At 40.1% G+C, this 25,168-nt stretch carries 20 protein-coding genes; 10 read left to right on the top strand and 10 right to left on the bottom strand.

Annotation, left to right across the window (positions count from 1 at the left end; all coding sequences use genetic code 11):
* The first annotated feature begins 9 nt into the window (after positions 1-9).
* The gene (locus B2O97_RS16515) at positions 10-1,740 is read left to right on the top strand and encodes a M23 family metallopeptidase (protein WP_115046512.1); all 1,731 of its coding nucleotides are present in this window, start codon (positions 10-12) and stop codon (positions 1,738-1,740) included.
* A gap of 235 nt (positions 1,741-1,975) precedes the next feature.
* Here the strand turns inward: B2O97_RS16515 and B2O97_RS16510 are convergent, their stop codons facing one another.
* Positions 1,976-2,680 (bottom strand): IclR family transcriptional regulator, encoded by a 705-nt coding sequence (locus tag B2O97_RS16510; RefSeq protein WP_115046490.1) that lies wholly within the window; start codon positions 2,678-2,680, stop codon positions 1,976-1,978.
* 97 nt (positions 2,681-2,777) lie between these two features.
* Here B2O97_RS16510 and B2O97_RS16505 point away from each other — a divergent pair, with 97 nt between their 5' ends.
* Positions 2,778-3,500: a 3-ketoacyl-ACP reductase gene (locus B2O97_RS16505; RefSeq protein ID WP_070570201.1), complete on the top strand. Its 723-nt coding sequence runs from the start codon at positions 2,778-2,780 to the stop codon at positions 3,498-3,500.
* Between the two features lie 135 nt (positions 3,501-3,635).
* Here the strand turns inward: B2O97_RS16505 and B2O97_RS16500 are convergent, their stop codons facing one another.
* A complete protein-coding gene (locus B2O97_RS16500; protein WP_070570204.1) occupies positions 3,636-3,884 on the bottom strand; it encodes a hypothetical protein in 249 nt (82 codons plus the stop codon).
* Positions 3,885-4,728: 844 nt separating this feature from the next.
* Between B2O97_RS16500 and B2O97_RS16495 the strand changes: the two genes are divergently transcribed.
* The 6 genes from B2O97_RS16495 to B2O97_RS16470 all read left to right on the top strand — a co-directional run bounded on the left by B2O97_RS16495 (position 4,729) and on the right by B2O97_RS16470 (position 11,682).
* Positions 4,729-5,955, top strand: a complete 1,227-nt coding sequence (locus tag B2O97_RS16495; RefSeq protein ID WP_201303586.1) for an HsdM family class I SAM-dependent methyltransferase — start codon at positions 4,729-4,731, stop codon at positions 5,953-5,955.
* Between the two features lies 1 nt (position 5,956).
* Entirely contained in the window at positions 5,957-7,054 is a 1,098-nt protein-coding gene (locus B2O97_RS16490) for a restriction endonuclease subunit S (protein WP_070570206.1), read from the top strand.
* Between the two features lie 75 nt (positions 7,055-7,129).
* Positions 7,130-7,600 carry an N-acetyltransferase gene (locus B2O97_RS16485; protein ID WP_070570208.1) on the top strand — a complete coding sequence of 157 codons (471 nt, stop codon included), beginning with the start codon at positions 7,130-7,132 and terminating at the stop codon, positions 7,598-7,600.
* Positions 7,590-8,117, top strand: a complete 528-nt coding sequence (locus B2O97_RS16480; RefSeq protein WP_083296129.1) for a helix-turn-helix transcriptional regulator — start codon at positions 7,590-7,592, stop codon at positions 8,115-8,117. The genes B2O97_RS16485 and B2O97_RS16480 overlap by 11 nt, the downstream gene beginning before the upstream one ends.
* 173 nt (positions 8,118-8,290) lie before the next feature.
* Positions 8,291-9,253, top strand: a complete 963-nt coding sequence (locus B2O97_RS16475) for a DUF4145 domain-containing protein (protein WP_262511809.1) — start codon at positions 8,291-8,293, stop codon at positions 9,251-9,253.
* Positions 9,250-11,682 carry a DEAD/DEAH box helicase family protein gene (locus tag B2O97_RS16470; RefSeq protein WP_201303588.1) on the top strand — a complete coding sequence of 811 codons (2,433 nt, stop codon included), beginning with the start codon at positions 9,250-9,252 and terminating at the stop codon, positions 11,680-11,682. The genes B2O97_RS16475 and B2O97_RS16470 overlap by 4 nt, the downstream gene beginning before the upstream one ends.
* 16 nt (positions 11,683-11,698) lie before the next feature.
* Here the strand turns inward: B2O97_RS16470 and B2O97_RS16465 are convergent, their stop codons facing one another.
* The gene (locus B2O97_RS16465; RefSeq protein WP_070570213.1) at positions 11,699-13,456 is read right to left on the bottom strand and encodes an SWIM zinc finger family protein; all 1,758 of its coding nucleotides are present in this window, start codon (positions 13,454-13,456) and stop codon (positions 11,699-11,701) included.
* 221 nt (positions 13,457-13,677) lie between these two features.
* Between B2O97_RS16465 and bcp the strand changes: the two genes are divergently transcribed.
* The gene (gene bcp, locus B2O97_RS16460; RefSeq protein ID WP_070570215.1) at positions 13,678-14,139 is read left to right on the top strand and encodes a thioredoxin-dependent thiol peroxidase; all 462 of its coding nucleotides are present in this window, start codon (positions 13,678-13,680) and stop codon (positions 14,137-14,139) included.
* Between the two features lie 63 nt (positions 14,140-14,202).
* Complete coding sequence (locus B2O97_RS16455; protein WP_070570217.1) at positions 14,203-15,672, top strand: glycine--tRNA ligase; 1,470 nt, start codon at positions 14,203-14,205, stop codon at positions 15,670-15,672.
* 92 nt (positions 15,673-15,764) lie between these two features.
* Here B2O97_RS16455 and B2O97_RS16450 read toward each other — a convergent pair whose 3' ends face one another.
* From B2O97_RS16450 to B2O97_RS16420, 7 genes are all read right to left on the bottom strand, one after another.
* Positions 15,765-17,204, bottom strand: a complete 1,440-nt coding sequence (locus tag B2O97_RS16450) for a hypothetical protein (RefSeq protein WP_115046489.1) — start codon at positions 17,202-17,204, stop codon at positions 15,765-15,767.
* A gap of 192 nt (positions 17,205-17,396) precedes the next feature.
* Positions 17,397-17,600, bottom strand: coding sequence for a hypothetical protein (locus tag B2O97_RS16445; RefSeq protein WP_159333438.1), 204 nt, complete (start codon positions 17,598-17,600; stop codon positions 17,397-17,399).
* A gap of 302 nt (positions 17,601-17,902) precedes the next feature.
* Positions 17,903-18,763: a helix-turn-helix domain-containing protein gene (locus B2O97_RS16440; protein WP_070570223.1), complete on the bottom strand. Its 861-nt coding sequence runs from the start codon at positions 18,761-18,763 to the stop codon at positions 17,903-17,905.
* A 65-nt stretch (positions 18,764-18,828) separates the two neighbouring features.
* Positions 18,829-20,031, bottom strand: a complete 1,203-nt coding sequence (locus B2O97_RS16435; RefSeq protein WP_070570225.1) for a DUF4369 domain-containing protein — start codon at positions 20,029-20,031, stop codon at positions 18,829-18,831.
* Positions 20,018-22,357 carry a glycoside hydrolase family 95 protein gene (locus B2O97_RS16430; protein ID WP_115046485.1) on the bottom strand — a complete coding sequence of 780 codons (2,340 nt, stop codon included), beginning with the start codon at positions 22,355-22,357 and terminating at the stop codon, positions 20,018-20,020. Before B2O97_RS16430 ends, B2O97_RS16435 begins: the two co-directional genes overlap by 14 nt.
* Positions 22,347-24,230 (bottom strand): alpha-L-fucosidase, encoded by a 1,884-nt coding sequence (locus B2O97_RS16425; protein ID WP_286767705.1) that lies wholly within the window; start codon positions 24,228-24,230, stop codon positions 22,347-22,349. Before B2O97_RS16425 ends, B2O97_RS16430 begins: the two co-directional genes overlap by 11 nt.
* A gap of 517 nt (positions 24,231-24,747) precedes the next feature.
* Complete coding sequence (locus B2O97_RS16420; protein ID WP_115046481.1) at positions 24,748-25,140, bottom strand: hypothetical protein; 393 nt, start codon at positions 25,138-25,140, stop codon at positions 24,748-24,750.
* Positions 25,141-25,168 lie beyond the last annotated feature (28 nt).

The raw sequence follows: 25,168 nt of genomic DNA, 5'->3' as shown, positions 1-25,168 counted from the left end.
GGACATCTTATGACAACAAAAAGAATAGCATTACTGGCCTTCCTCACTTGTACGGCAGGCCTAAGCCAAGGGCAAGATATTATCAAAAGTCGCAATTATCCACAAAATTATTTTGTACGCCCCATGGATATTCCTCCACAGGCTTCGGGATCGTTTGGCGAATTGCGCGCGACGCATTTTCATGGCGGAGACGATTACCGCACACAACAACGCATCAATATTCCTGTGCATGCAGCGGCGGAAGGTTTTGTATCCCGCGTCAGGGTACAGATAGGTGGTGGTGGTAATTATGTTTACATTGATCACCCCAATGGTTACACCTCGGTATACATGCACTTAGAGAGTTTCAATTCAGATCTTGCTAAAATCATCAAAGATGAGCAGTACAAGCAGAAACGTTTTGATGTCGATGTATTCCTCAAACCAAATCAGGTCCCGGTGAAAAAAGGTGAGTTTATTGCAAATTCGGGCAATACCGGTGGTTCAGCTGGCCCACATCTTCATTTCGAAATCCGGGATACAAAAGCACAATTGCCGCTCAATCCGCAATTGTTTGGACTGTTGTTTCCAGACGGTGTCAAACCGATTATCCGCGGTATGACGGTCTACGATTTGGGTTCCGAAATATTCGACGAAAATACACCTCGAAGACATCAGACGATCAAGTCGGCTGGCAATGGTACCTATAGCTTAGCGAGTACCGCGCCGATACCTGTGAATGGTACCTTTGGATTGGGAATCAACACCGTTGATAAACGGAGAGGAATCTCTTTTACATATGGTGTATATTCGATTGAACTATTTTTAGACAATAAAAACATCAGCACGGTACTGTTCGAATCCATTCCTTTTGATCAGACCCGTGCGATCCAGTCTTACGTAGACTACCCTTATTTAAAAAAATCAGGGGTACGCGTGCAAAAGAGCTTCAAAGATCCTAACAATCCGATCAACATCTTCAAAAACTTGGATAACCTCGGTAAAATCACGTTGAAAGACAATGAGGTGCATGAGGTAAAATATGTGGTTAAGGATGTTCAAGGGAATACGAGTGAATTGAATTTTAAGGTGCAGAATAACCCTTCACTTTCCATCAGCCGCCCAAATGCGAAGGGGCTTAAAATGTTTCACTATGCCGATGAAAACAAATATGAAGCGGAGAATGCTCGGGTTTATATGAGCAAAAATATATTGTATGACGACCTTTACTTCAATTATTCGCAGGGAGCAAAACCTGCAAAAGGCTACTCGGCAATGCACTATATCCACAACGCTTATACACCGGTGTTCGGATTTTATAAGCTCATGATCAAACCAGACTACAGCTTGTCTGAAAATCTTTATGACAAAGCCTTGATTGTTTCTTCTGATGGCGGAGCACAAGGTGGTCAATATGAGAACGGCTGGGTGGTAGCCAACGTACGCGAATTTGGTGGTTTTTACATCGCTGTCGATACCATTGCACCAAATATCACTGCGCGTAACCTGACCGACGGCAAGAATGTTTCCAATCAACGCTCCATCGATTTTACCATCAGTGACAATCTATCGGGTATAGCTACTTTTGACGCTTATATTGACGGGAAATGGGCTTTAATGAAATATGACCCTAAAACAAGACATATCTGGCATGACTTCGAACCGGAACTCAGCAGTGGCAGACACGACTTTAAACTTGAAGTGAAAGACAACAAAGGGAATTTGAAGGTCTACGAGGCTTCATTCTCCACATCGCGTTAACAGCTAATTTCAAACTTACAACATTTCTCCGACCTGATCTGCTACATTAATTGCAATTTTCGATTTTTGGTTCAAACAAAAGGGAAATGATAAAATGAGTAAAGGAAAAGAGTCCTGGAATTGGCGAGGACTCTTTTCCTTTACTCAACAATAATCAATGTTACATTTTTAATTGTCACAGTACAATAAGCATGATGCATTCAATATACACGCTATAGAACGATTATCGTGTAGATTAAGATACCTTATTCTTTAATAATGATTGAATGATCTGTATTCCCTGTTGCATTTCTTTAGTTCCAAAACGATACGATGGGCCTGAAATACCAATTGCTGCCAATAATTTATTATTACTATAAATTGGTACCGCTACGCAATTCATCTCTTTTTCCAAACGTTCATAATCTTCAGCATAGCCTTTTTCTATTACATTATCGAGTTGCTTTTGCAATTTGATTTGTTCTGGCTCGATGAGATTAACCATTAATTGTTTGGTCAAACTCGGTGAATGTGCCATAAAAACATTGCCCAAAGCCGAATTCATTACATCCATTTCTTTACCTACTTCTAGACTTATACGTACAGAGCGTTTGGGATCGCTTTTTAGTTCGTGCCGCATATAGGATCCTAGCTGTATGGTTAGATAAGCGGTTTCACCGGTGAGTTCGGTTATTTTTTCTACGATAGGACGATAGTCTGTCTTCAGTGTAGCGGTAGAATATTCCGTTGGGATGAGGTGATGCATTTTGCCTGTGAGGTAATATCGGGTAGAAAGTTCCTCTTGATCTGCATAGCCCATCTGCACCAAGGTTTTAACAAAATTATGTACCGTAGATTTTTTCATATCCAAACCTGATGCAATATCTTGTATACGCACCCGATTACCGTTTTGTACCATATAATCCATAATGAGAAATAGCTTCTCGACCGACTGTATCATGTTATGTTCATTATTACGGAACAAATTTACATTTTAATGCTCAATAGTCGTTTATAATAAAATAAAAACAGAATTTTGCGATATATAAAATAGAAATATGCAAGATTTAAAAAATAAGAATGCCCTTATCACAGGTGCTGGTAAAGGGTTAGGTAAAGCGATGGCTTTGGAATTGGCAAAAGAAGGGGTCAATATCGCTCTGGCAGGTCGTACAGAAAAAGATTTGTTACGGGTAGCTGCTGAAATCAGCGCCATTAACAGCGATGTAAAAGTGCAAACTTATGCCTTGGATGTCTCAGATTATACAGGTGTACAAGACACGGTAAAAAGTATTTTGGAAACTTTTGAAACTATTGATATTCTTATCAATAGTGCCGGAGTTTTGGCTGTAGGAGGTATCAACGAATTGCCAGTTGAGCAATGGGAGCAATCTTTCAAAATAAATGTATTTGGAACGTATTATATGATCCACGAGGTATTCCCGGAAATGGTCAAAAACAATGGTGGTGATATCATTAACATAGCATCTACCTCAGGTTTGAAAGGTTCTGCAAAAATGAGTGCCTACGGAGCATCAAAAGCAGCGGTGATCAATCTTACCGAGAGTGTGATGCAAGAAGGCCGCAAGTCCAACATTCGTGTATCGACCATCAACCCGAGTACCATTGCCACAGATATGACGGTGAACGCCAACTTCACCGATGGAAACGAAGAAAAAGTATTACAGCCGGAAGATTTGGCGACCCTAGTCGTACACCATCTGAAATTGCCAAAACGTGCTTTTGTAAAAGAATTTAGTTTGTGGTCTACCAATCCATAAGGTTTTTTATTGTCAACGTTGTAAGAAGAGGCTAACTGAACTACGGTTAATTTAGCCTTTTTTATCATCATTATTTTGATAAACCTTTTTATCAGGAGTGTAGATGGTGATAAAGTGACTAATTATTTCCCGCCCCTAACCCTTGTCAGTGTTTTTCTTGAAATACCTAGGTAAGAAGCGATCATATAAAGCGGAATGCGATTGTAGATATTGGGGTAATTTGATACAAAATCTTCGTAGCGTTTCTGGGGTGAGTTTTTGAGTTGATGCATAGTTTGCTACCATTCCCTCTCTGTGGAGCAAAGCTCCCTTTTTAATCTGTCTGTATTCGCCGTATTGCCCCATGAGTTCCTCGTCTTCTTGCGTCAAAGTTCCTTTTTCCATAATCCATGTTTAATTGGTTTATCACTTTTACAGATCTCGACCGGCTCTGACGGATTTCTCGGGAAACCTTGATCTTATGATAGGTATATTAAAGCTGAATAGCACATTGACAAAATTGGTATTGATATATTTCTTATTAAACAGATTTAAAGCGAGCGCCACTTGTGTAAGTTTATATCAAGAGCAAGCCCACCTATTGTATATACTTTTAGTAGTGTTGAGCGCGTGAGAAACTAGTTGTGCATAATATAGATTTTGTACTTGAAATCACTTTCAACCTGCGGTGTCACAAACGGTCAGCTATTCTTATATGTAGCAGACGTAAGACAGCCCCTTTATGCATACGTTATAAAGTTTCCTTATTAACAAGGAACGGCCTCAGTTGTGTATATTAGGACAAGAAGCCTTATCGCAGATCGTTGGTCTCCCGATTTTTCACAGCAAGGCCCACCCTTTGTATATACCGAGCTCTAGTTAGAGTTAGATTATAAAATTCAGTCTTAAAAGGCTGCATGCAAACTTTTAGGAAATAAAGAACAAAAACAAATCTTTACCTTTACAGGGGAAAAAAAACAACAAATTACCCCAATACTGATGATTACTGGAGAAATAAAATCCCAAATAGATAAAATATGGAATGACTTCTGGACAGGGGGAATTTCCAATCCCTTGACCGTTTATCGAACAATTTACCTTTCTGATTTTCTTAAAACAATTAGATGACAGGCAGATTACGATTGACAAAGAAAAACAATTATTAGGAAGCTCAAAAAAAGCAGATATCTACACCGAAGAGCAGAAATCACTACGTTGGTCTTATTTTAAAGACTTAGATCCTGAGCGCATGATGGATATCTTTCGTATACCACAAACAGATCTAGAGAACCTGACGGCATTTGACTTTATGCGTACGCTCGGTACTGCAGGAGGTAAATTTTCGCAGTACATGAAAGGCGCAACTTTCATGATAGAGAATCCAAGTTTGTTAGATAGCGTAGTACAACAGATCGACAAATTACCTTTGAGTAACAGAGATACGAAAGGTGATCTATACGAGTATATGCTAAGTAAAATTGCCGAGGCAGGTACCAATGGGCAGTTCCGGACTCCACGACATATCATCCGCATGATGGTGGAGCTGATGCAACCCCAGCAAGACGATACCATCTGTGATCCAGCAATGGGAACTGCGGGATTTTTGGTAAACGCTGCTGAGTACATCCAAGAAACGCATGAAGACTGGTTGCTCGAAAAAGCTTTCCGCGAGCACTACTACGGCAATATGTTCAACGGAATGGAAATTGACCCCTCCATGTTGCGCATCGCTTCGATGAATTTGCAGTTGCACGGCATTGAGAATCCGGTACTTTTCTCAGGGTCCGCATTAGCAGAGCGAAACAATGTCAATTCGCAATACTCCCTTATCTTAGCCAATCCACCATTTAAGGGCGCGCTGAATGCAAATGATGTCGAGAGCTCCTTGCTCCAAATGACAAATACGAAGAAAACCGAGATTCTTTTCTTGAGTCTTATGCTACGCATGATGACATTGGGAGGACGTGCTGCTGTGATCGTTCCTGATGGCGTTTTGTTTGGATCATCCACTGCGCACAAAGCCATTCGCAAAGAATTGGTGGACAACCAACAATTGCAAGCTGTAATCTCCATGCCTTCAGGGGTATTCAAACCTTATGCAGGGGTAAGTACCGCAATTCTGATCTTTACCAAAACCAATTCGGGCGGCACTGACAAGGTATGGTATTACGATATGAAAGCCGATGGTTATAGCTTGGACGACAAGCGCAATGCTATTGCGACTAATGATATTCCAGATATTATCACACAATACCATAACCAAGCTATCGAGCAAGATCGCAGCCGTACGGATCAGTCATTCTTCGTGCCAGCGCAGGAAATCCGCGATAATGGGTATGACTTGAGTATCAATAGATATAAAGAAGTGGTCTATGAAGAATTAAGCTATGAAAAGCCAGAAGTCATCCTTGAGCAGATAGCAGAGATTGATCGGGAGAGACAGATATTGTTAAACGAATTGAAAGGGCTGTTGTAGTATGTGGGAGAAAGTTAAATTTACAGATGTTGTAAAAGACGTTACGGGAGGGAATAAAAAATTAAATCAAGATAAATATTTAGAGAAAGGAAAGTATCCGATAATAGATCAGGGTGAAAAGTTTATTGGTGGATATTTTGATGACGATTTAACAGTTAAAGTTGTTAAGCCTGTTGTCGTATTTGGAGATCATTCTAAATGTATAAAATACGTTGATTTTGATTTTATTCTAGGCGCTGATGGTGTTAAAGTTTTGGAACCATGCCAAAAACTAGATTCCAAATACTTGTTTCATTTCTTAAAAACAATAAAGCTCCCCAATGTGGGATACAGCCGTCACTTTAAGTTTTTAAAAGAATCTATAATCCCACTCCCCCCATTCCCTATTCAAGAAAAAATAGCTACAATCTTGGACAAGGCGGATGAGTTACGTCGCAAAGACAAAGATCTACAAACCAAATACAACGAACTTGCGCAAGCTATCTTTATTGATATGTTTGGCGATCCGGTTAGAAATGAGAAGGGCTGGGAGGTGATAAAGATAGGTGGCCTATCAAATGTTTCTTCCGGTAGTACCCCTAGCAGATCAAATGATAGTTTTTATGTTGGCAATATTCCCTGGGTAAAAACTGGTGAAGTTAGAGGTACAACGATCTTAGAGACAGACGAAAAAATATCCGAAGAAGCTTTAAAGTCTTCCAGTTGTAGAATTTACCCTAAAGGGTCGATAATTATTGCAATGTATGGACAGGGGAAGACAAGAGGGCAAATCGGTATTCTGGGTATTGATGCCGCAACGAATCAAGCTTGCGCTGTTATATCTCCCTCAAAAAAAATGAATTATGCTTATTTGTTCGAATTATTAAAGCAAAATTATGAAGACTTGAGGAGTTTAGGCAGAGGAGGAAATCAACCTAACCTTAATGCTGGTTTGATTAAAAATTATGAAATAATTAATCCCCCACTCCATCTCCAAGAAGCCTTCGCTAAAAAAATAGAGCTTATCAACCAGCTCAAAGCCCAGTCCAATGCAGAGAAGTCCGAAGAGCTTTTTCAATCCTTATTGCAGAAAGCATTCAAAGGTGAGTTGGTAAGTTAGTCTCCGTCCATTTTTATCCAATATTAGAACAAAAAGTTTACATTATCTGTAAACTTTTTTAGTTATATTTGTGTTGTGAATATTATCGAAGTCGCTACAAGTCAGTCCCATTTAATCGAAATTGCTCTGGTTCGAAAGATCGATTTCAAAAACTTACCTGCCAACAGGTATTTCTTTGATTGGAATGAGGAAGCTGCTTTTGAAATATTTAAATTGACGATTAAAGGGAAGGACGATATATTGGGCTTGATTTCTTTTGAAAGAATCCCAGATGAGATGCGGATCCATGTGAGGTTATTAACCGCATCGGTAGAAAATGTGGGGGCAGCTAAAATATACGACAGGATTATTGGCAACTTATTGACATACGTAGCCAAACTTGCGGTACGTGATTTTGGTGAATGGGCCTGTATTTCATTACGCCCCAAAACCCAAATCGCACAGCATTATATCGACAAATATAAAATGAATATTACCGGAGTGACACTTAGTTTAGAGGTTCCGGAGATTTTTGAATTAATTGAACTTTATGACCATGACAACTAAAAAAACAACGCTTTTGGATACGGTCGAATATGGCGTAGACGCGAGGTATAATTCGCAGGAGGAAAAACAAAATGATGCTCAACTGTTAATGCAGGCGAGAAGGGATAGGATGGCTAGAACGTCCGAACAGGATATAATGCGCGCAAAATTGATGCAGCTAAAACTACAAATTGACGAGTACTTGAACTCCGCTGAAAGTGATGTGCAACATCAATTTACGTCATTTTTAAATACATATATTAATACCATATACGAAAAACAACAACAGTTTGCACAAGATTTGGATATTACACCTGTGTCTCTAAGTCAGATATTGAACAATCATCGTGAACCGAAAGAGGAGTTTTTTAAGAAGCTGATGATTCATTCCGAGCGTATTTTTAAGGCGATTAAAGGCTTTCATAAACAGAGTTGGTATCAGGTATACTATCGTGACAAAATCAATGAAACAATGGCACATCAGGATGAGTGGCGTGAAGAACTTGAAAAGAAAATAAAGTTTCCGGCATTTTCTTAATGATTTAAGGATAATTAGTGTATCTTCCATAGGTATCCTTTCATCCAGCGATAAAACCATATCAATATAGATAGAAAATTGAGTAGAAATAAATGGCATCAAATTTTGAATTTTTAGCAGAAGAGTTTCCTCTTATTTACCAAGAAATCACGCAGGCATAACAGCATACTTTTATAGCACCACGTTTTGCGGCGATGCTATGCCGCTCTACCTTAGAGATGTCGCTTTTTTGGCTTTACGAAAATGACTCGGATTTTGAAATGCCATTTGACAAATCGATCAATAGTCTGCTGCATACGGACTCATTCCGTGAAAATATAAGGTCCTCTGTACGGGAAGAATTGAATACTGTTCGTTTATTAGGCAATATCGCTTCGCACGCAGGAAAAGGGAATAACGTAAAAACAATTAAAGATACAGAGGCCTTACATGCACTTAAATGCATGTACAACTTTTTACATTGGATAGCAAAATTATACGCCAAAAGATTTCCGGGAGAAGCACAATTCGATGAGAATCTAATCCCTCGTGGTCTGGTCGATGATATCAATGTAAAAAAAGTTAAAGAATTGAATCAATCTTATCAAGAAGCGCAGCAGCTTGCAGATGAAGCCTACAAAGAAAAACAAAAGGCTTTATTGCAGAATGAAGTGTTGCGCAAACAGTTGGAAGAGGTACAATCACTACTCGCCAACAGAAAGGAAGAACGAGAACAAGTTATCGGCGCTTTACCCGCGCCGCCCGTGCTCATAACTGAGCTGGAGACGCGTCGCTTGCTCATCGATCTTTATCTGAGAGAAGCTGGATGGGACAATCTACAAAAGCCCCGCGATCTGGAGTTTGAGGTAAGTGGAATGCCTTTATCAACGAATCCTTCGGGCAAAGGATACATCGACTATGTGCTTTGGAACGATGATGCCAAACCATTAGCAATTGTTGAAGCTAAAAGCACATTGCATGATGTGCATAAGGGCCAACATCAGGGCACACTTTATGCGGATTGTCTAGAAAAAAGCACCGGTCAACGCCTATTATTTTTTACTCCAATGGGTATGAAACGTATTTATGGGATGACCAGTTCTACCCGCCCCGACAGATTTATGGTTTCTACAGCAAATCGGAGTTACAGACGTTGATCAAAAGAAGGGAATCGCGAAAGGATATCAGGAAATTTGAAGTAAATGCTGCCATCGCGGGGAGATATTACCAGTTAGAGGCAATACAGCGGCTTTCGGAGCATTTTGTAACGGTGAAGAATGATAAACTAAGGGGAACAAATCGTCGTGCTTTATTGGTAATGGCAACAGGTTCTGGTAAAACACGTACTGCTGCGGCCATTGTAGATATGCTTACTAAATCCAATTGGGCCAAACGTATACTTTTCCTGGCGGATAGAAATGCGTTGGTCACACAGGCTAAAAATGCATTTAAGGAGCATTTACCACACTTGTCAGCAGTGGATTTGACCAAAGAAAAAGAAACAGGCCACACGCGGCTTGTCTTTTCGACCTATCCAACCATGATGAACCTTATCAATAACCAAATGGAAGGTGAAAGTCGCGATTATGGTGTAGGTCACTTTGATGCTATTTTCATCGATGAAGCACACCGCTCCATTTATCAAAAGTACCAATCTATCTTCGATTACTTTGATGGTTTATTGATTGTGTTAACGGCTACACCAAAAAAAGATCTTGATAAAAATACGTATTCATTTTTTCAATTAGAGGATGATATACCAACTTTTGCCTACGAATTAGATACTGCCGTAAACGACGGCTTCTTAGTACCGCCACGCTCGTATGCTGTCCCTGTACAGATGGTAAGGGATGGCGTGAAGTACAAAGATTTAAGCGATGAGGATAAGGCCGAATTAGAGGAAAAGTTGGGATTGACAGCGGTATCTGATGAAGCCCTTCAGGAATTTGAAGTTGGAGCTTCTCAGATTAATTCTTTCTTATTTAACGAACCTACGGTAGATCTCGTTTTGGATCACCTAATGAATAATGGGTTAAAAGTAGCTTCTGGTGATAAGGTGGGAAAAACGATTATTTTTGCCAGAAACCATCGCCATGCTGTTTTTATCGAAGATCGATTTAACAAAAACTATCCCGAATATGGAGGCAACTTTTGCCGGGTCATTGACAATTACAATGACAAAGCGCAAGATTTACTTGAAAAGTTCTGTTATGACAAAGAAGAACTAGAACCTCAGATTGCTATTTCGGTCGATATGATGGATACAGGAGTCGATGCACCTAGCGTACTGAATCTCATATTTTTTAAACCGGTAAAATCATACGCCAAGTTTTGGCAAATGGTCGGTCGCGGTACTCGTTTACGTCGTGATTTATTTGGACCCCATGAGGATAAAAAATTCTTCCTACTATTTGACTACTGCCGAAACCTTGAGTTCTTTCAGGAGAATCCAGACGGTTATCAAACGAATACGCAAAGACCTTTAAGTCAACTGTTGTTTCTGGAACAATTACATGTTGCTAACCTTATTCAGGAGAATATGGATGCCAATAACCAAGATTTAGCTTTAGCAAAGGAATATATCAATCAACTACATGCCAAAGTAGCGCAGCTGGATACAGCTCGGTATGAGGTCAGAAAGCATCTCGCTGTAGTGCATCAATTTGCAGATAGAAGCAAGTGGGACAACCTCAATAAATCTGCTATCATTGCTATAGAAACGGAACTGTCTCATCTTATTCCTTACACTGAAGACATAGATGAAATGGCTAAACGATTCGATCTAAATAGTTATAAACTGCAAGGAGCAATGATTAATAAATCTCCGCGGCAGACCGTCCTTATCCAGAACTTTATGGATATAGGAAAGAGACTATTAAAAAAGCGAAATGTACCTGCTGTCGCTGCTAAAGAAATCGTCATAAGAGAGATGGCCTCCATAGATTTTTGGCAAGATGCATCAGTATCAAAAATTGAAAATCTACGAAAGGAAATTCGAGATCTAATACACTTGCTCAAAGAGGAGAATAACATTAAACCTATTTATACAAAGCTTGATGATAATCTTTTAAAGGAAGAAATTATCGGGTATGATATTATCGCAAATTTTAAAAATCTACAAAGTTATAAAGATCGAGTAACCGCCTTTATCAAAAAGAATAAGCATCATCTTGTGATCGACAAATTGCATAAAAATCAACCGATCAATGCTTTCGAATTACAGCAGTTAGAACAATACCTCGTCGCGGAGGCACTGGGGTCCAAGGAAGAGTTTATAAAAGAATTTGGTGATCAGCCGCTAGGAACTTTTATTCGGTCCATTATCGGCTTGGATCAAGAGGCTATACAGGCTCATTTCACAAATTTTATTGGCGAAGCTAACCTTTCGGCCAAGCAGATCAAGTTTATGGACACTGTAATACGTTATTTCGTAACCAACGGTTATCTAGAAACCGTCGATCTCATGGAACCTCCTTTTACGGAGCTAGATGACAGCGGGGTTATCGGATTATTTGACGAAAACAATGTTGTCAAACTCATGAGCTTAATCAAGCAAGTTAACCAAAATGCAGATATCGGGGCCTAGATGAACATGTATTCATCTACTCCCCCTGTGCATTGATTTTGTCCAGTATATTCGTTAATTCATCCATCATCGCAGGACGGTGCCTGTAGATCATTTTCCAGTGAAGCATTTGGGCCAAGAGTGTTTCCCTACCAGAAGGTATATCTTTAAATATAACGAATACGATGTCCATCAATCGTTGGTAGGCATTACGTTTATTGGCAGACTCAGCATGTTGATCCAATAGGGATGAGTACAATTTCATAAGTTCCGCAGGATACAATTTATATAAATGCTCATGATAGTTTAGTATGGTTTCCAGATCGGTCTGCCGTTGCACCAGTGCAAGTAATTGGTCGAACATATTCTCTTCAATATAGATAGGACCTATTTCGTTCAAAAGCCAGTAGTCTTGGTGTTTCGAATAGGAACTCTTTTCTCCGGTTGATTTTGCGCGAATCGAGTTGATTTTGTCGTTAATGACACTTCTCCATTCTTCTGAGGTATAGGTGTTTTTCCACTGGTTGTAATAGTGGCTGCTAAAAGAGTAACCTATAGCGAATTTTTCTGTAAAAGAGCGCACCATTGGAATGTCATTTTGCAGAACGGCAATATGCAAAAGGGTTTCTTCCCAGTCCCTTATTACACGAGGATGCTGTGCTTCTTCCGCTAGTCGTATTCCTTCAACCAGCAATTCCTTGGCCTCTTCAAAGCGCTCGTTTTCAATAGCTTTTTCGACCTGAACCTTCCTCATTTGTGGCAAATGGATTTGTTGTTCTATCAATTGCTGTACCTCTTCTGTCCTGTTTCCTTTTTGAAGGATGGAGGCTTTAATCTGTATAAAAAAACTACTACGGTAATCATAACGGTCTAAACGAGCTTTATGAATAGCCACATCGGCAAAGTGCAGAAAATCATCTATTTTACTTAAATCCAGACATAGCTGCGCATAAAGATCTGTCATATCATATCCGAAATCTCCATAGTCAAAGTACAGATCCTGTTGCAGCTCTTTATTCAAATACACAGCAATCTTTTCTTTCAAATCGACGGGGGACTGCACCGCAATATCTGTCAATAAGGATATACCACTATCGATAGCATCTCCTATAGATCCATTGCTATCGTCGGCGTAAGTAATCACTGGCATGACTTCCTGTATATACGCCATGCATAACAAGCTACCGTTTAGGATGTTATTTTTGGATAGATAATATTGACCTTGCATCAGAATTTTTTGTAATTCCCGTGCTAGCTTACCACTTGAACCATAATCGATAAATTCGTGTTTGCTGTAGGTCTTGATCGCTTTCCTAATCTGATCCTTTATTTGCTTTTCTATGTCAAAGTTTTCATCTTTTTCTACAAAGAATAGTTCCAAATCAGATTTAAAGCTACTGTCCTTTTTGCTGTACTGGACAATAAATGCTTTCAGCTCGTCGCTACTGATATTGTCCAGTAGTTTTTGAAAGGATAGTTTTGTTTTTTTCTTGGTAGTTTTAGGTACATCCTCAGGAGCAATCGCTTTTTCATCCCGTATAGCATACAAGACAGCAACCACGTGCTTGCACAAATCGCCATCGTAGGGACAGTCACATCCATAATCTCCTACTGATCCTTTTTTGCTAATTTCAATCTCTACAAAATAATCGTCCGACCCTGCTACCACTGCACCCCATACACCATCTTCTGTTTCTCCAAGAGATTCAACCTGTCCTTTTTGGTAGTAGACTTTACCTCGCTGTAAAATCGTACTATTGATCTGTTTTTCAAAAGATGATAGTTCCATTTCCATGTTTTTTTAAAAATAGTAATTTATGTGTCGATAGAACAATTGATTTTCTAAAAATTATCCTCACTGTACCAGCCGACAGATCTTTTATCAAATTACTTGGCGAGAACCAAGTTGTCGACTTCACGAGTAGCAGCAGGCACGTTAACCAAAATGCTTAAGCATACCATCGGATAGATTTATTGTTATAATTTCGTATCTTAATCGACTAAATACAATGTAATATGGCAACACTAGAAATAGGACAGAAAGCACCGGATTTCAGTGCAAAAAATCAACATGGTGAAACGGTACATCTTTCGGATTTCAAAGGGAAAAAAGTTATTTTATATTTTTATCCAAAAGACAATACACCAGGCTGCACCACGGAGGCCTGCAATTTCAGAGACAATTATCAGTCCCTGAAAAAGGAAGGTTATGAAATCATCGGCGTAAGTGTGGATGACGAAGCATCACATAAAAAATTTATCACTAAACACGAATTACCTTTCCAGCTCCTTGTCGATGAAGACAAAAGTCTCGTGGAGGCTTATGGGGTATGGGTAGAGAAAAACATGTATGGTAAAAAATATATGGGTACAGCACGCACAACCTTTGTGATTGATGCAGATGGCATTATCCAGCATATCATCAAAAAAGTAGATAACAAAAATGCGTCCCAGCAGATCCGTGATTTAGGCATTTAAAGAATACCTCTTATCAAGAATCTTATATCTAAAATCTAAAACTAATATCTATATTTGCCACTTATGAGCAAACAGACAGACGACTTTTTCAAAAGTGTAGTATCACACGCGAAGGAATACGGTTTTGTATTTCAATCGAGCGAAATATATGACGGATTAAGTGCCGTCTACGATTATGGTCAATTGGGTTCGGAATTAAAAAACAACCTAAAGACTTATTGGTGGAAATCCATGGTGCAATTGCACGAAAACATTGTTGGTATCGATGCCGCAATTTTCATGCACCCAACAACATGGAAAGCATCTGGTCACGTTGATGGTTTTAACGACCCAATGATCGACAATAAGGATTCAAAAAAACGTTACCGTGCCGATCAATTGATCGAAGATAAGATTGCACGTTATGAAGCAGATGGTAAGACAGCTGAAGCTGTTGCCCTATTAGACGCTTTGAATACCGCATTGAATGCAGACGATTTAGCTGGACTGAAAACCATCATTGAAGAACATAATATCGTATGTCCGGTTTCAGGTACCAAAAATTGGACTGAAGTACGTCAATTTAATTTGATGTTTGCAACCCAAATGGGTGCTATGGCAGATGGAGCTGATCAGGTTTACCTTCGTCCTGAAACTGCACAAGGTATTTTCGTCAACTTCCTGAACGTTCAAAAGACAGGACGTATGAAAATTCCTTTTGGTATCGCCCAAATTGGTAAAGCTTTCCGTAACGAAGTAATTGCCCGCCAGTTTATCATGCGTATGCGCGAATTCGAGCAAATGGAAATGCAATTTTTCTGCCGCCCGGGTACTGAATTGGAATGGTATAACAAATGGAAAGAGACACGCTTGAAATGGCATTTGGCATTGGGTTTCGATCCATCCAACTACCGTTACCACGACCACGATAAATTAGCGCATTACGCAAATGCTGCAGTTGATATTGAATTCAACTTCCCATTCGGATTCAAAGAAGTTGAAGGTATCCACTCCCGTACAGATTTTGACTTGAAACAACATCAGGAATTTTCTAAAAAGAAAATGCAATATTTTGATCCGGAGATCAATCAAAACTACATTCCATATGTCATTGAAACTTCAATTGGATTGGACCGCCTTTTCTTAACTGTATTATGTAACTCTTTGGTAACAGAAGATCTTTCTACAGCAGAAAAACAAGATTCTCGTGTTGTATTGAAATTTCCACCAGCATTGGCACCGGTAAAAGCTGCAATTTTACCATTGACCAAAAAAGATGGTTTACCAGAAAAAGCACGTGAGATCCTAAATACACTAAAATTGGATTACAACGTTCAATATGACGAAAAAGATGCCATTGGAAAACGTTACCGTCGTCAAGATGCAATCGGAACACCAATCTGTATCACAGTCGATTACGATTCATTGGAAGACAACACCGTAACCATCCGTCACCGTGATACGATGGCACAGGAACGTGTTGCCATTGCCGATCTTGAAAAAATATTGAATGACTTGGCTGGTTGGAATACCTTGCTAAAAAAATTGATATAGCCAATATGCTATCACAGAAAAGGTGTCCATTGCTGGACACCTTTTTGTTTTAATAGATGTAGGGCGGCTAGATGCTAAGTACAATAACTGTGCTAGTATTCTATCACAATATGATCGTCCCACTGTTCATTCTTCACGATCTGAAAACCCAAATTCCCATTGGCAGTCTCCAGCAATTTGCCCTTAAACTGTATTTGAACATTATTTCGGATTTCACTTCCCAATTCAAACGTACGTAGCAATTGGCCATCTTTGAAAACTCGGAACTGATATTTAATAGCCTTGTTATCGAGATAATAGCCCATAAATTGGTTGAACGAAAAACTTTGATTAGCCACCGTAAAATGTGGGACAACCGTCAACACACTTTTATCGAAATGATCGCTACTCCGCGTCATAAAAGGATAATAATGAAATACAGGATGAAGTTGCTCTACCTGAATACTATCAATTGCGCTCAGATCTTCGCTGTCTGTAAAAGTCAACTTGACCTCGCTGTAGATCCGGTTTAAGTTTAGGACCCGCTCTAACGCCCCCTTAACCTCAAAGGTATCCCGAGCGGCAAACAACTCCGCAGATTGTTCAGAAAAAGCATTGGTAGCATAAAAATGTTCAAAATCCACAGCCTCTGCCATAATCAGCGGTAATGTTGAATTTTTAGCTATTAGACTGAGGTAATAAGTTCCAATCGGCAATTCAACAGCGAATGTTTCCTGCGAATTAAGCACTCCCGATTTGATCATGGCCTTCGATTTTGCATCGAACACATGATAGTAAAACTTGCTTGGTAAAACGGCCGGGTTGACTTGTCCGTAAATCATCAAGTTGTCCATCTTAAAGGTACCTGTCGTTGGACTGTAACCCGCTCCTCCATCCCTGCTACCCGCAAATAATGAGATTTTCAACCAAAGCTCTTTACTGTTGCCAAGCGATATGTCAGCCAAAGAAGCACTTACAGAAACTTTAGATGAAAGAGACAGATTAGAAGGATACTTGACTGTGTCTGAAAGTGCGGAAAAACTATTCCCCTTATCAAGCGAATAACTCAAAAGCAGCGCCCTTGGTCCTGTACTCGAACTATTGCAATCAAAGGTCCAAGTACCCAGCGAGTGAATACTTGTAGTAGGAATCTTGACTAGTATCTCTTTACTCCCTTTAAAACTAACGGCTTTTCCCGTTGCGGGCCAACCAGCCAAGAAATCATAGTCTGTCTTTTCATTGTTGTAATCGATCGAAACGGCGGCATCGAGTGCGACTTCAGGAACAGTGTTGCTACTATCAAACGTCCAGTGGTACAGCAATTCGTTTTCGGAAGCAGCTCCGCTTAGCGCAGCCCGTTTTGCTTTGGTTGATTGTTTTTTTAGGGGAGTAACAATCGCTTCAAAATCCTTGACTTTGAATTTTACCGCATGAATTGTTTCATCGTTTTCATCGGGAAGTTTTGCATGCTTTTTGCACGAAGGCATTGCGGCTAAAACCAGGATGAATACACATGAAAGAATTCCCCAAGTTGACTTGGATTTTCTTTTCATAAATATAAATGATTTATAAGTTAATTAACCGGCAGATTAAAATTAACTTATAAATCATTTCACTCCAATAGTGTAACTAAAAAATTACAATCGTTTTCTCGCTTTTACAAGTGGTCTCTTTATCTATTTTTTGAACGTATATCTTTCCAGAAGAGATTGTTAATTTCATTTTGAGCACATTATTCAGCCCTCTTAGACGTACATACTCGCCATTAAGTTCGTCCCATTCCTAATCGGATTACCATCTTCATTCAACCAGATATAGTTATAATGCGCATCGACTTTATCTTTTACCGTCAACTGTACTGTGTTTTTCTTCTTGTCTATTTTAACCTGAATATTCTTTGGCTTATCAATTTTGTCCAAATACCAACTCCGTCTTTTCCAAGCCAGCATTTCCAGTGGACCTGCTTTGCATCTGCCGATTGCGAGCGGTTTACAGACTCAATAGCATATGGATTACCAGTCCAATACTCATCGGAAAGCTGGGCAAAGGAATGTCCAATTTCGCGCATCGCGATGTCATTGCTCTTAAAATTAACAGTGACGAGTCTTTTTTCGATATTGTCAACAAAACCATTATTCCGATTTCCGCGGAGGGGAGCATACCAAAAATCAACGGCATGAGGACCCAGCTATAGATCGGAAACCCCCATAGACTATTCCATTAAACGGCATAGTAACATCCGCCAAACAACCTAATCGCGCATACGATGTTCCTGTACATATTCACTCGGCGAAAGTTTGGTTATTTTCTTGAACACCCGATTGAAATTGACAACATTGTTAAACCCCGTTTTAAAAGCGATATTAGAAACACTTTCCGAAGATTCGTCAATCAACATTTTACAGGCGCGTTCAATCCGGATTTCATTGAGGAAGGTAACATAGGTTTTCCGGGTATGTTTCTTAAAATACTTGCAAAATGCGTGTGGTGTCATGTGTGCTACCGCTGCTATATCTTCCAAGGAAATCTTGTCTCCAAAATGCTGGAAAGTATATTGGAATATTTCATTGATTCGCAATCCTTCGGCATCGGAAAACTTCTTTTGTGGAATACCTGTATACAGCGAAGTCCATTGATCTACTTTTTTACTTAAAAAATTAATCAACTTCACAAACGAGAGGAGGCGATCTATGCCCGCACTCACGTTAATCTGTACAAACTTCTCTTTCAACGCAACGGAGTGCTCCGCATCCAATTTTTTACTGACGTTGATGTGTTCCAGAAAATATTTAACATCATCAAATTCAGGAAAATCCAGAAAGGGTTTAAAATGCTCGTAGTCGAAAAAAATATGGATGGCATGAATGCCATCCCTTATATCTTCCCCCGTTTTGAACATATGCGGTTCATCCGCATCAACGATATAGATCTCGTCCTCTTCAAAACTATGTGTAAAGTTGCCAATCATAAAGGTTCCCCGCCCTTTCAGGATATAGGTCAGCTGGATTTCCTTGTGTCGGTGGTAGTTGCTATAGAATGAAGGCAGAATATCTTCCTGCACACAAATAGATCCTTGGTAAACTACCGGAACTGTAAATTGAACGACTTTCATTACGTATTGAAATAACAAATATTAAACAGTTAATTCAAATGTAAGATTTTTTAAGACAATAATCGTTAATTTTTAGCAAGAAATTCCTTTACCTTCCCTAAAAACTGTGGCATCGCTGGGTCCTCACCACTCAAGGATAAAATTTGGAAAGTCCGTGGATTTATCCATAGATAACTTGGCGTACGATCTATACCAAAATCATTTTCCATCGTTGCTTGGTCGTTATAATTGAAAAAATAACTCTGCTTGCCCAGTGCAAGCTCTTTACTTGATTTGATCCATTTATCCAGATCCTTATCCAGCGAAAAATAGATAACCCTTACCCCCATAGCGTTCAACTGAGATTCTTTTTTCCGTAACATCTCTATATCCGCCTTACTATTTGTATTGGAAGTTCTCCAAAACGCGGCAATCAGCATTTTAGCTTTTGAAAAATCCTTCAAATTCAAACTATCCCGTTCTACATTCATGGGGCTAATAGCAGGAAATACAGGCATATTCTCGTAGAAGTCTTTCACCCTATCGACCTTTTCACGTGCAAACTTAAAATAAGGATGTTTCTGTAAATCTGCATTAAAACTCAGCAATGCGGCATCGAATTTTTTATAGTTCGTCTGATCCAAGGAGATGTATTTAAAAAAATAAGGCAATACCAAGGATGAACGATGGGTACTATCGAGAATAAAATCGGCGTATAGTGTGCGTGGATTAAATGCTGTATTGCCACTTAAGCGCTGTATTTCATCGACTGTTTTTTCATAGGAACCGTCATTTCTTGCAGCCATCGAAGGCAACTGGCTCTCCAGTTGCCTTACCCTTTGACTTTTATTTGCCGTTTTATTTTTTTCCTCCTGTTCACGCTTTTGGTAGGCTGCATTGAACTGCACAAAATCGTTCGCATTCTGTGAAGAGGTTGTCAAGGTAAACTTGCCCTGATTTTCACTCAAATCATAGTCACTCCCGCCTTCGACAAATAACGTATAGGGCTCCATACCCTTTATCTGAATATCATAAAATCCGGCCATAGCCAATTCACCTTCCAGAACAAATTGCCCATTGGCAACCTGTGTTTTTACAAATTGCTGCAATTTATTATCGTGATCGACGAGGCTCACCTGAGTCCCGTCCCCGGCGGAAGTTTTTCCGGTTATTTTATAGCTAAAGCTATTCAACAAGGCGGCTGTCTTCGCCGATTCGGACTTTTGGGTACAAGCTGTCGTCCCCAAGGCCAGCACAGACACCAAACAAAAATAGTTAACGAACTTCATAATCTTTATAGTTTCCGTTTTCAAATAGACGAAGCTTTCCTTTTTTACCTTTAATCTGCAAGGCGGAAACCTTTCCATTTTCCCATTTGATGTCTACGGTATAGTTTCCACGGGTTTTAAGTCCCTTAACTTCACCCTTTGACCAAGCTTTGGGTAGAGCAGGTAATAGATGGATATAACCATTGTAGCTCTGTATCAACATCTCGGCAATCCCGGCTGCACCGCCAAAGTTTCCATCAATCTGAAAAGGCGGATGCGCACAGAATAAATTAGGGTAGGTACCTGCCCCGATTCCCTGATAGGTTGTTTCATTGGTAAAAGCAGGTTTAAGCAACTGCCTTAGAATTTCGAGTGCATGATCACCGTCCTGTAATCTCGCCCAAAACAATATTTTCCAGGCTCTAGACCAGCCCGTTCCTTCATCGCCACGTACAGCTAAAGTCTTACGTGCTGCGTCAGCCCATTCAGGTGTCGTCTGTGGCGAGATAAATGCTGCGGGATACAGACCATATAAATGTGATACATGTCGGTGTTTAGGTTCAACTTCCTGATAGTCCTCGAGCCATTCCATCACGCGCCCCGATGGGCTAACGACTACAGGCGGAGGGACATCCTTCAGCTTCGCTTTCAAGGCGCCGGCAAAACTATCGTTCGTCGTAAGGATAGAATCAGCTTGAATCACTGCCTGGTATAATTCCCGTACGATCTGGTTATCAATGGTAGGTCCCATCACAACCGCAGCAACTTTTCCATTGGCCATTCGGAAAGCATTTTCCGGCGACACCGACGGTGAAGTGACCCACCATCCTGTTTTAGGGTCCTGAACCAATGTATGATCGTAGAACTCTGCCGCTCCTTTGAGTATCGGATAAATCTCTTTGAGGTAATTTTTATCCCCGGTAAACAGATAATGTTCCCAGAGATGGTTACATAACCAGCCTGATGCCGTACTCGCTCCCCAGGAAGCCTGCTCACCCGGAGCGGAATACCCCCAGATATTCGTCATCATATAGACCACCCAACCCGGTGCGTTATAGTAAGCCTTTGCTGTCTGCTCGCCAGTTTTTGCAATCCGCTTTATCATTTCAATAAAAGGCTTATGATATTCGCTCAGGTTATTGACCTCCACGCCCCAATGATTCATCTGTGCATTGATATTGAGATGATAGTCACCATTCCAAGGTGTATTGATCTGATTAGCCCATAGTCCCTGCAGATTTGGCGGCAGAGAATTTGTATTTTTAGGAGCAGCACTTGAAATATTCAAATACCTTCCATACTGATAATAAATTGTGGCCAGATCAGGGTCCTGAACTGGATTTTTATAGAAATTGGCAATCCGTTCATTGGTAGGGATAGCGTTATTCGCCTTATTTCCAAACAAATTAAGATTTACCCGATTAAAGATTTCTTGATAGGCAGCAAGATGGTTTTTATATATTTTCTGTTCGTCAGCAGTTTTTGCGGCTGCAACAGCCGCTTTGACAACAGGTAAAGGATCCTTCCCATAATAGGAAGTACTTGCTGAGAAATAGACCGTGAGACCGCCTTTTGCAGACACCTCTAAGGTTTTATCCTTTTTGCTGATCTGCAGATTTTTACCTTTAACCTGAATTAATCCAACGAATTTCAGATTTTTACCTCCTTTTCCATCAGGCAAAAATCCCTCGATCAGAATCCCATCGTCCAACAAGGTGTAACGGTCAATATTTTCCTGCCGCTGGAATGATATGCCTAACTGCTGTACCTCATCGTTATGTTGGTTCAATTGGATAATACCTACATTATTGTCAAAAGAAGTATAATAACGACGTTGGAACTGTTGTCCGTTTATCTTGAATGAAGTTTGTGCCGAGGCAGTCGCTAAGTCCAAGGAACGCTTGTACTCTTCGATCGTTCCCGCGGGCAATTTATAATCCAGCAAAAGGTCACCGAATAACTGATAACAGCCATAGGGAACCTTTGCACCATTACCAAAACCAGATCCCTTGCCTTTGGTCACAAAAGTTTCATTGACCAGTTTTTCGGCTTCATCATTTTTACCAGCTTTAAGCAGTGCCTGAATAGCTTCAACATTTTTGTAGGCTTCATAATTATTGGGATCTTCTGGACTGCCCGACCACATACTGATCTCGTTGAGCACGATCTTTTCCTGACTAGGATTTCCATCTGGCATCATGCCGATGAGTCCATTTCCCAATGGCAGAGTTTCTTCCCAAACCTTTGCGGGCTTATTATACCAAAGTACGAGTGGATTTTGTTGGGCAAAAAGCAACGTGGTATGACATATACATACCACGATAAACATTAAGAATTTATTTGCCATACAATTCAAATTCCGCTATGGCCAATTCATTGCCGTCGATAAATTGTTTTGGTTCAAATTTAATAAACTTGGTTGCACTGTTTGTATCAAAAAACACCTGTTGCAAAATTGGATTTGCCTTAATATTGGAAAACTCGCCCTCTTTAACAAGGGTCCATGTTTTTCCGTCGGTACTGGTTGATATTTTATAATGTGTTGGTGTCCCTATGTTCTTTCCATCCTGACGAGGAAGGAAGCCGATACCAGAAACAGGTTTGTCTGTAGCGACAACGATTACACCTTGATCGGCAACAGTCGCAAAAGTACCTGGTTTTCCGTCAGATATATAAGCATTATTATTGGATCTACCTGTCGAAATCTTAAATCCAGTCAGCTTTTTCACCTCTTTGGTATTAAATGCAAAGGATTCGTTATACTCCTTGAACAGTCCAAAATCACTAAGCGTAATCGCTACAGGAGCATAGACATGAAGACGTAGTCGACTTGCAGTTTGAGGTTGCTCGAGTTTGATGAGGCGGTTTGCACCGATACTTGTTGCTTTGGCCAAAGGCTTCCAGCTGTTATTTTCCCAACGTTCAATCGAAACACTATCGATACGTTGTCCCAACTTAATGTTTTCTCTCAACTGAATAAGGTCGAACTTCGCTGGGGATTTTAATTTTATTTCCAATGTTGCCGATGTTTTGGAATCGTCTGTTGCCCAATAGCTATAGCGGTCGTTATCGGTAATAAATGAAGTACCATAGGATTTGGAATCACCGTTACGGACATTGGATGCCGTGATGGTCGCTCCTTTGGCTAAATTGGTACGGAAAGTTTCCTTCACTTTTTTCCCAAAAGCCTGCAGCGACTTCACATCATTCTCATGTAATGTACCAGAAGGCATCGGTGCTAAGCCAAGATTCATGCATGCTCCTCTTCCAACGGATTTTAAATAGATCTCAAAAAGATGATTTGGTGTTTTTACACGGCTATCTTGTTCTTCATGATAAAACCATCCCGGACGTTGTGGCACGTCACATTCAGCAGGTATCCAATATTTACCATTACGGTCACCTGTTTCGGCATTATGTGATTCTGTCGCTCCGGGTACAGCGACTTTTCCGTTTAAGCCAATCGGCGTAAATGTTGCCCATGAAGTTTCAGCAGCAAATCCTTTTTCATTACCCACCCAACGCATATCGGGACCGATATCTGAGAAAATAACCGCTTCAGGCTGTAATTTTCGTACAATTGGCCAGGTTTTTTCATGCCACTCATAGTAAGTTGTTCGATCGATGATACGCTTTCCTTCATGGCCACCATAAAAGCCATCACCACCATTTGCTCCATCATGCCAGGATGTAAACAAAGGGCCATAATTGCTCATCAATTCAGTCAGCTGCTGTCTGTAGGCTTCAGCATAGGCCGGAGTACCGTAACGTTCATCGTGACGATCCCAAGCAGAAAGATATACACCAAATTTCATCCCATTTCGATGGGTCGCTTGCATAAAATCTTTGACCATATCACCTTTTCCATTTTCCCATGGCGAAGAAGCGATACTATAGGATGTTGTCTTGGTTGGCCACAAACAGAATCCATCATGGTGTTTTGCCACACTAATTAAACCCCTGAAACCACCCGCTGCCGCTGCCTTAGCAATTTGATTTGCATCAAAAGCCGAAGGATTAAACAATGAGGGCTGTGCATCACCATAACCCCACTCCTTATTTTGGAAAGTTGTCGGCGTATAATGAATCAAACAATACGTTTCCATCTCTTGCCACTTTAATTGACGCTCGGTTGGCAAGGCCCCGTAAGCTTTTAAAGTATCTGATTTGGCGACAGGCCCGCTGGAAAGTAAAATGGAGGATAACAAGATTGTCAACATAGTCTATATTTATGTGCTAGAAAATTAGGTTGTAAAGCCCTAAGATAAGAAGTTTTGCAAAATGCTGTATGTAACATTTGCGTACAAAACCGAGCGATGCTCAGCTCGATTAGGATGTATTCCTGGGGCAAATCGTATTTTTTGATCAAATCAATCGATTGATTAAAATATGCAAAACATGAATGCTGTAATAATACTTGGCACTAGTAGAAAAATTGTTCAGCACATGCGGCCCCGCCAGTTTGAACCCGCTCGCCAGTTTCAGAAATCGAAACTGTATTTTTTCTTAAATAATTGTTTGTCGACAAGGCTCGGGGGAGAAACTCTTCCAGCACCATAACTCCTTTGATCTCATTAGGCTTGGCATCATAGTCACTAAATATCTGAACAGTTTTAAAAGCTGAATTAGGATAACTTACAACGAGGCTATCTAGGTTCTTCGCTGAATTAAAATAGAACGTTTTTTAGGACCTGAGTTGCTCGTCAACGTAGCTGTATTCCCCTTTTAGCAAATCACCTATGTATTGATAAGTTCGACAATTTTCCCGCCCTCAAATAATAACTTCTGTCTGTCTGAAAATATAAGTTCCTTATTAAAACTCTTTTTTTCAAGTATCATCCGATTTCCGTTTACACGAACGTCCCAGTACACCTTATCCGTAAAAAAGGGGGCAAATCCGTTCGTGGTAGGTATCTCTAAAAATCCTCCTATAATGCTATCCAATTGTTTCCCACGATAACTCAATTTCATTTCGTTCACGTTAGACATAAATAATTCAGCGGTAGATGACTCTAGATACAAGATCGGAATTTGCATTGGTCTTTGTTCAAAAGTTCCTTCCTCATCCTTTGAACAGGAAAAGCAAAGCACTAGGAATATAGTACAAGGCAAAAGCCATATTTTTTTCATAAAATGGGTTATTTCATTGCTAATTATA

The organism is Sphingobacterium sp. UBA865 (assembly GCF_002295765.1).
GTDB classification, from domain to species: Bacteria; Bacteroidota; Bacteroidia; order Sphingobacteriales; family Sphingobacteriaceae; genus Sphingobacterium; species Sphingobacterium multivorum.
This window is presented reverse-complemented; position numbering and strand designations above follow the sequence as displayed.

Excerpts from the sequence above, each read along its gene's own strand:
- B2O97_RS16500 (WP_070570204.1), bottom strand. The coding sequence starts at position 3,884 with ATGGAAAAAGGAACTTTGACGCAAGAAGACGAGGAACTCATGGGGCAA.
- B2O97_RS16420 (WP_115046481.1), bottom strand. The coding sequence starts at position 25,140 with ATGAAAAAAATATGGCTTTTGCCTTGTACTATATTCCTAGTGCTTTGC.
- B2O97_RS16455 (WP_070570217.1), top strand. The coding sequence starts at position 14,203 with ATGAGCAAACAGACAGACGACTTTTTCAAAAGTGTAGTATCACACGCG.
- B2O97_RS16435 (WP_070570225.1), bottom strand. The coding sequence starts at position 20,031 with ATGAAGTTCGTTAACTATTTTTGTTTGGTGTCTGTGCTGGCCTTGGGG.
- B2O97_RS16515 (WP_115046512.1), top strand. The coding sequence starts at position 10 with ATGACAACAAAAAGAATAGCATTACTGGCCTTCCTCACTTGTACGGCA.
- B2O97_RS16445 (WP_159333438.1), bottom strand. The coding sequence starts at position 17,600 with ATGCTGGCTTGGAAAAGACGGAGTTGGTATTTGGACAAAATTGATAAG.
- B2O97_RS16495 (WP_201303586.1), top strand. The coding sequence starts at position 4,729 with ATGATGGATATCTTTCGTATACCACAAACAGATCTAGAGAACCTGACG.
- bcp (WP_070570215.1), top strand. The coding sequence starts at position 13,678 with ATGGCAACACTAGAAATAGGACAGAAAGCACCGGATTTCAGTGCAAAA.
- B2O97_RS16505 (WP_070570201.1), top strand. The coding sequence starts at position 2,778 with ATGCAAGATTTAAAAAATAAGAATGCCCTTATCACAGGTGCTGGTAAA.
- B2O97_RS16480 (WP_083296129.1), top strand. The coding sequence starts at position 7,590 with ATGACAACTAAAAAAACAACGCTTTTGGATACGGTCGAATATGGCGTA.
- B2O97_RS16440 (WP_070570223.1), bottom strand. The coding sequence starts at position 18,763 with ATGAAAGTCGTTCAATTTACAGTTCCGGTAGTTTACCAAGGATCTATT.
- B2O97_RS16510 (WP_115046490.1), bottom strand. The coding sequence starts at position 2,680 with ATGATACAGTCGGTCGAGAAGCTATTTCTCATTATGGATTATATGGTA.
- B2O97_RS16430 (WP_115046485.1), bottom strand. The coding sequence starts at position 22,357 with ATGGCAAATAAATTCTTAATGTTTATCGTGGTATGTATATGTCATACC.
- B2O97_RS16465 (WP_070570213.1), bottom strand. The coding sequence starts at position 13,456 with ATGGAAATGGAACTATCATCTTTTGAAAAACAGATCAATAGTACGATT.
- B2O97_RS16490 (WP_070570206.1), top strand. The coding sequence starts at position 5,957 with ATGTGGGAGAAAGTTAAATTTACAGATGTTGTAAAAGACGTTACGGGA.
- B2O97_RS16425 (WP_286767705.1), bottom strand. The coding sequence starts at position 24,230 with ATGTTGACAATCTTGTTATCCTCCATTTTACTTTCCAGCGGGCCTGTC.
- B2O97_RS16450 (WP_115046489.1), bottom strand. The coding sequence starts at position 17,204 with ATGAAAAGAAAATCCAAGTCAACTTGGGGAATTCTTTCATGTGTATTC.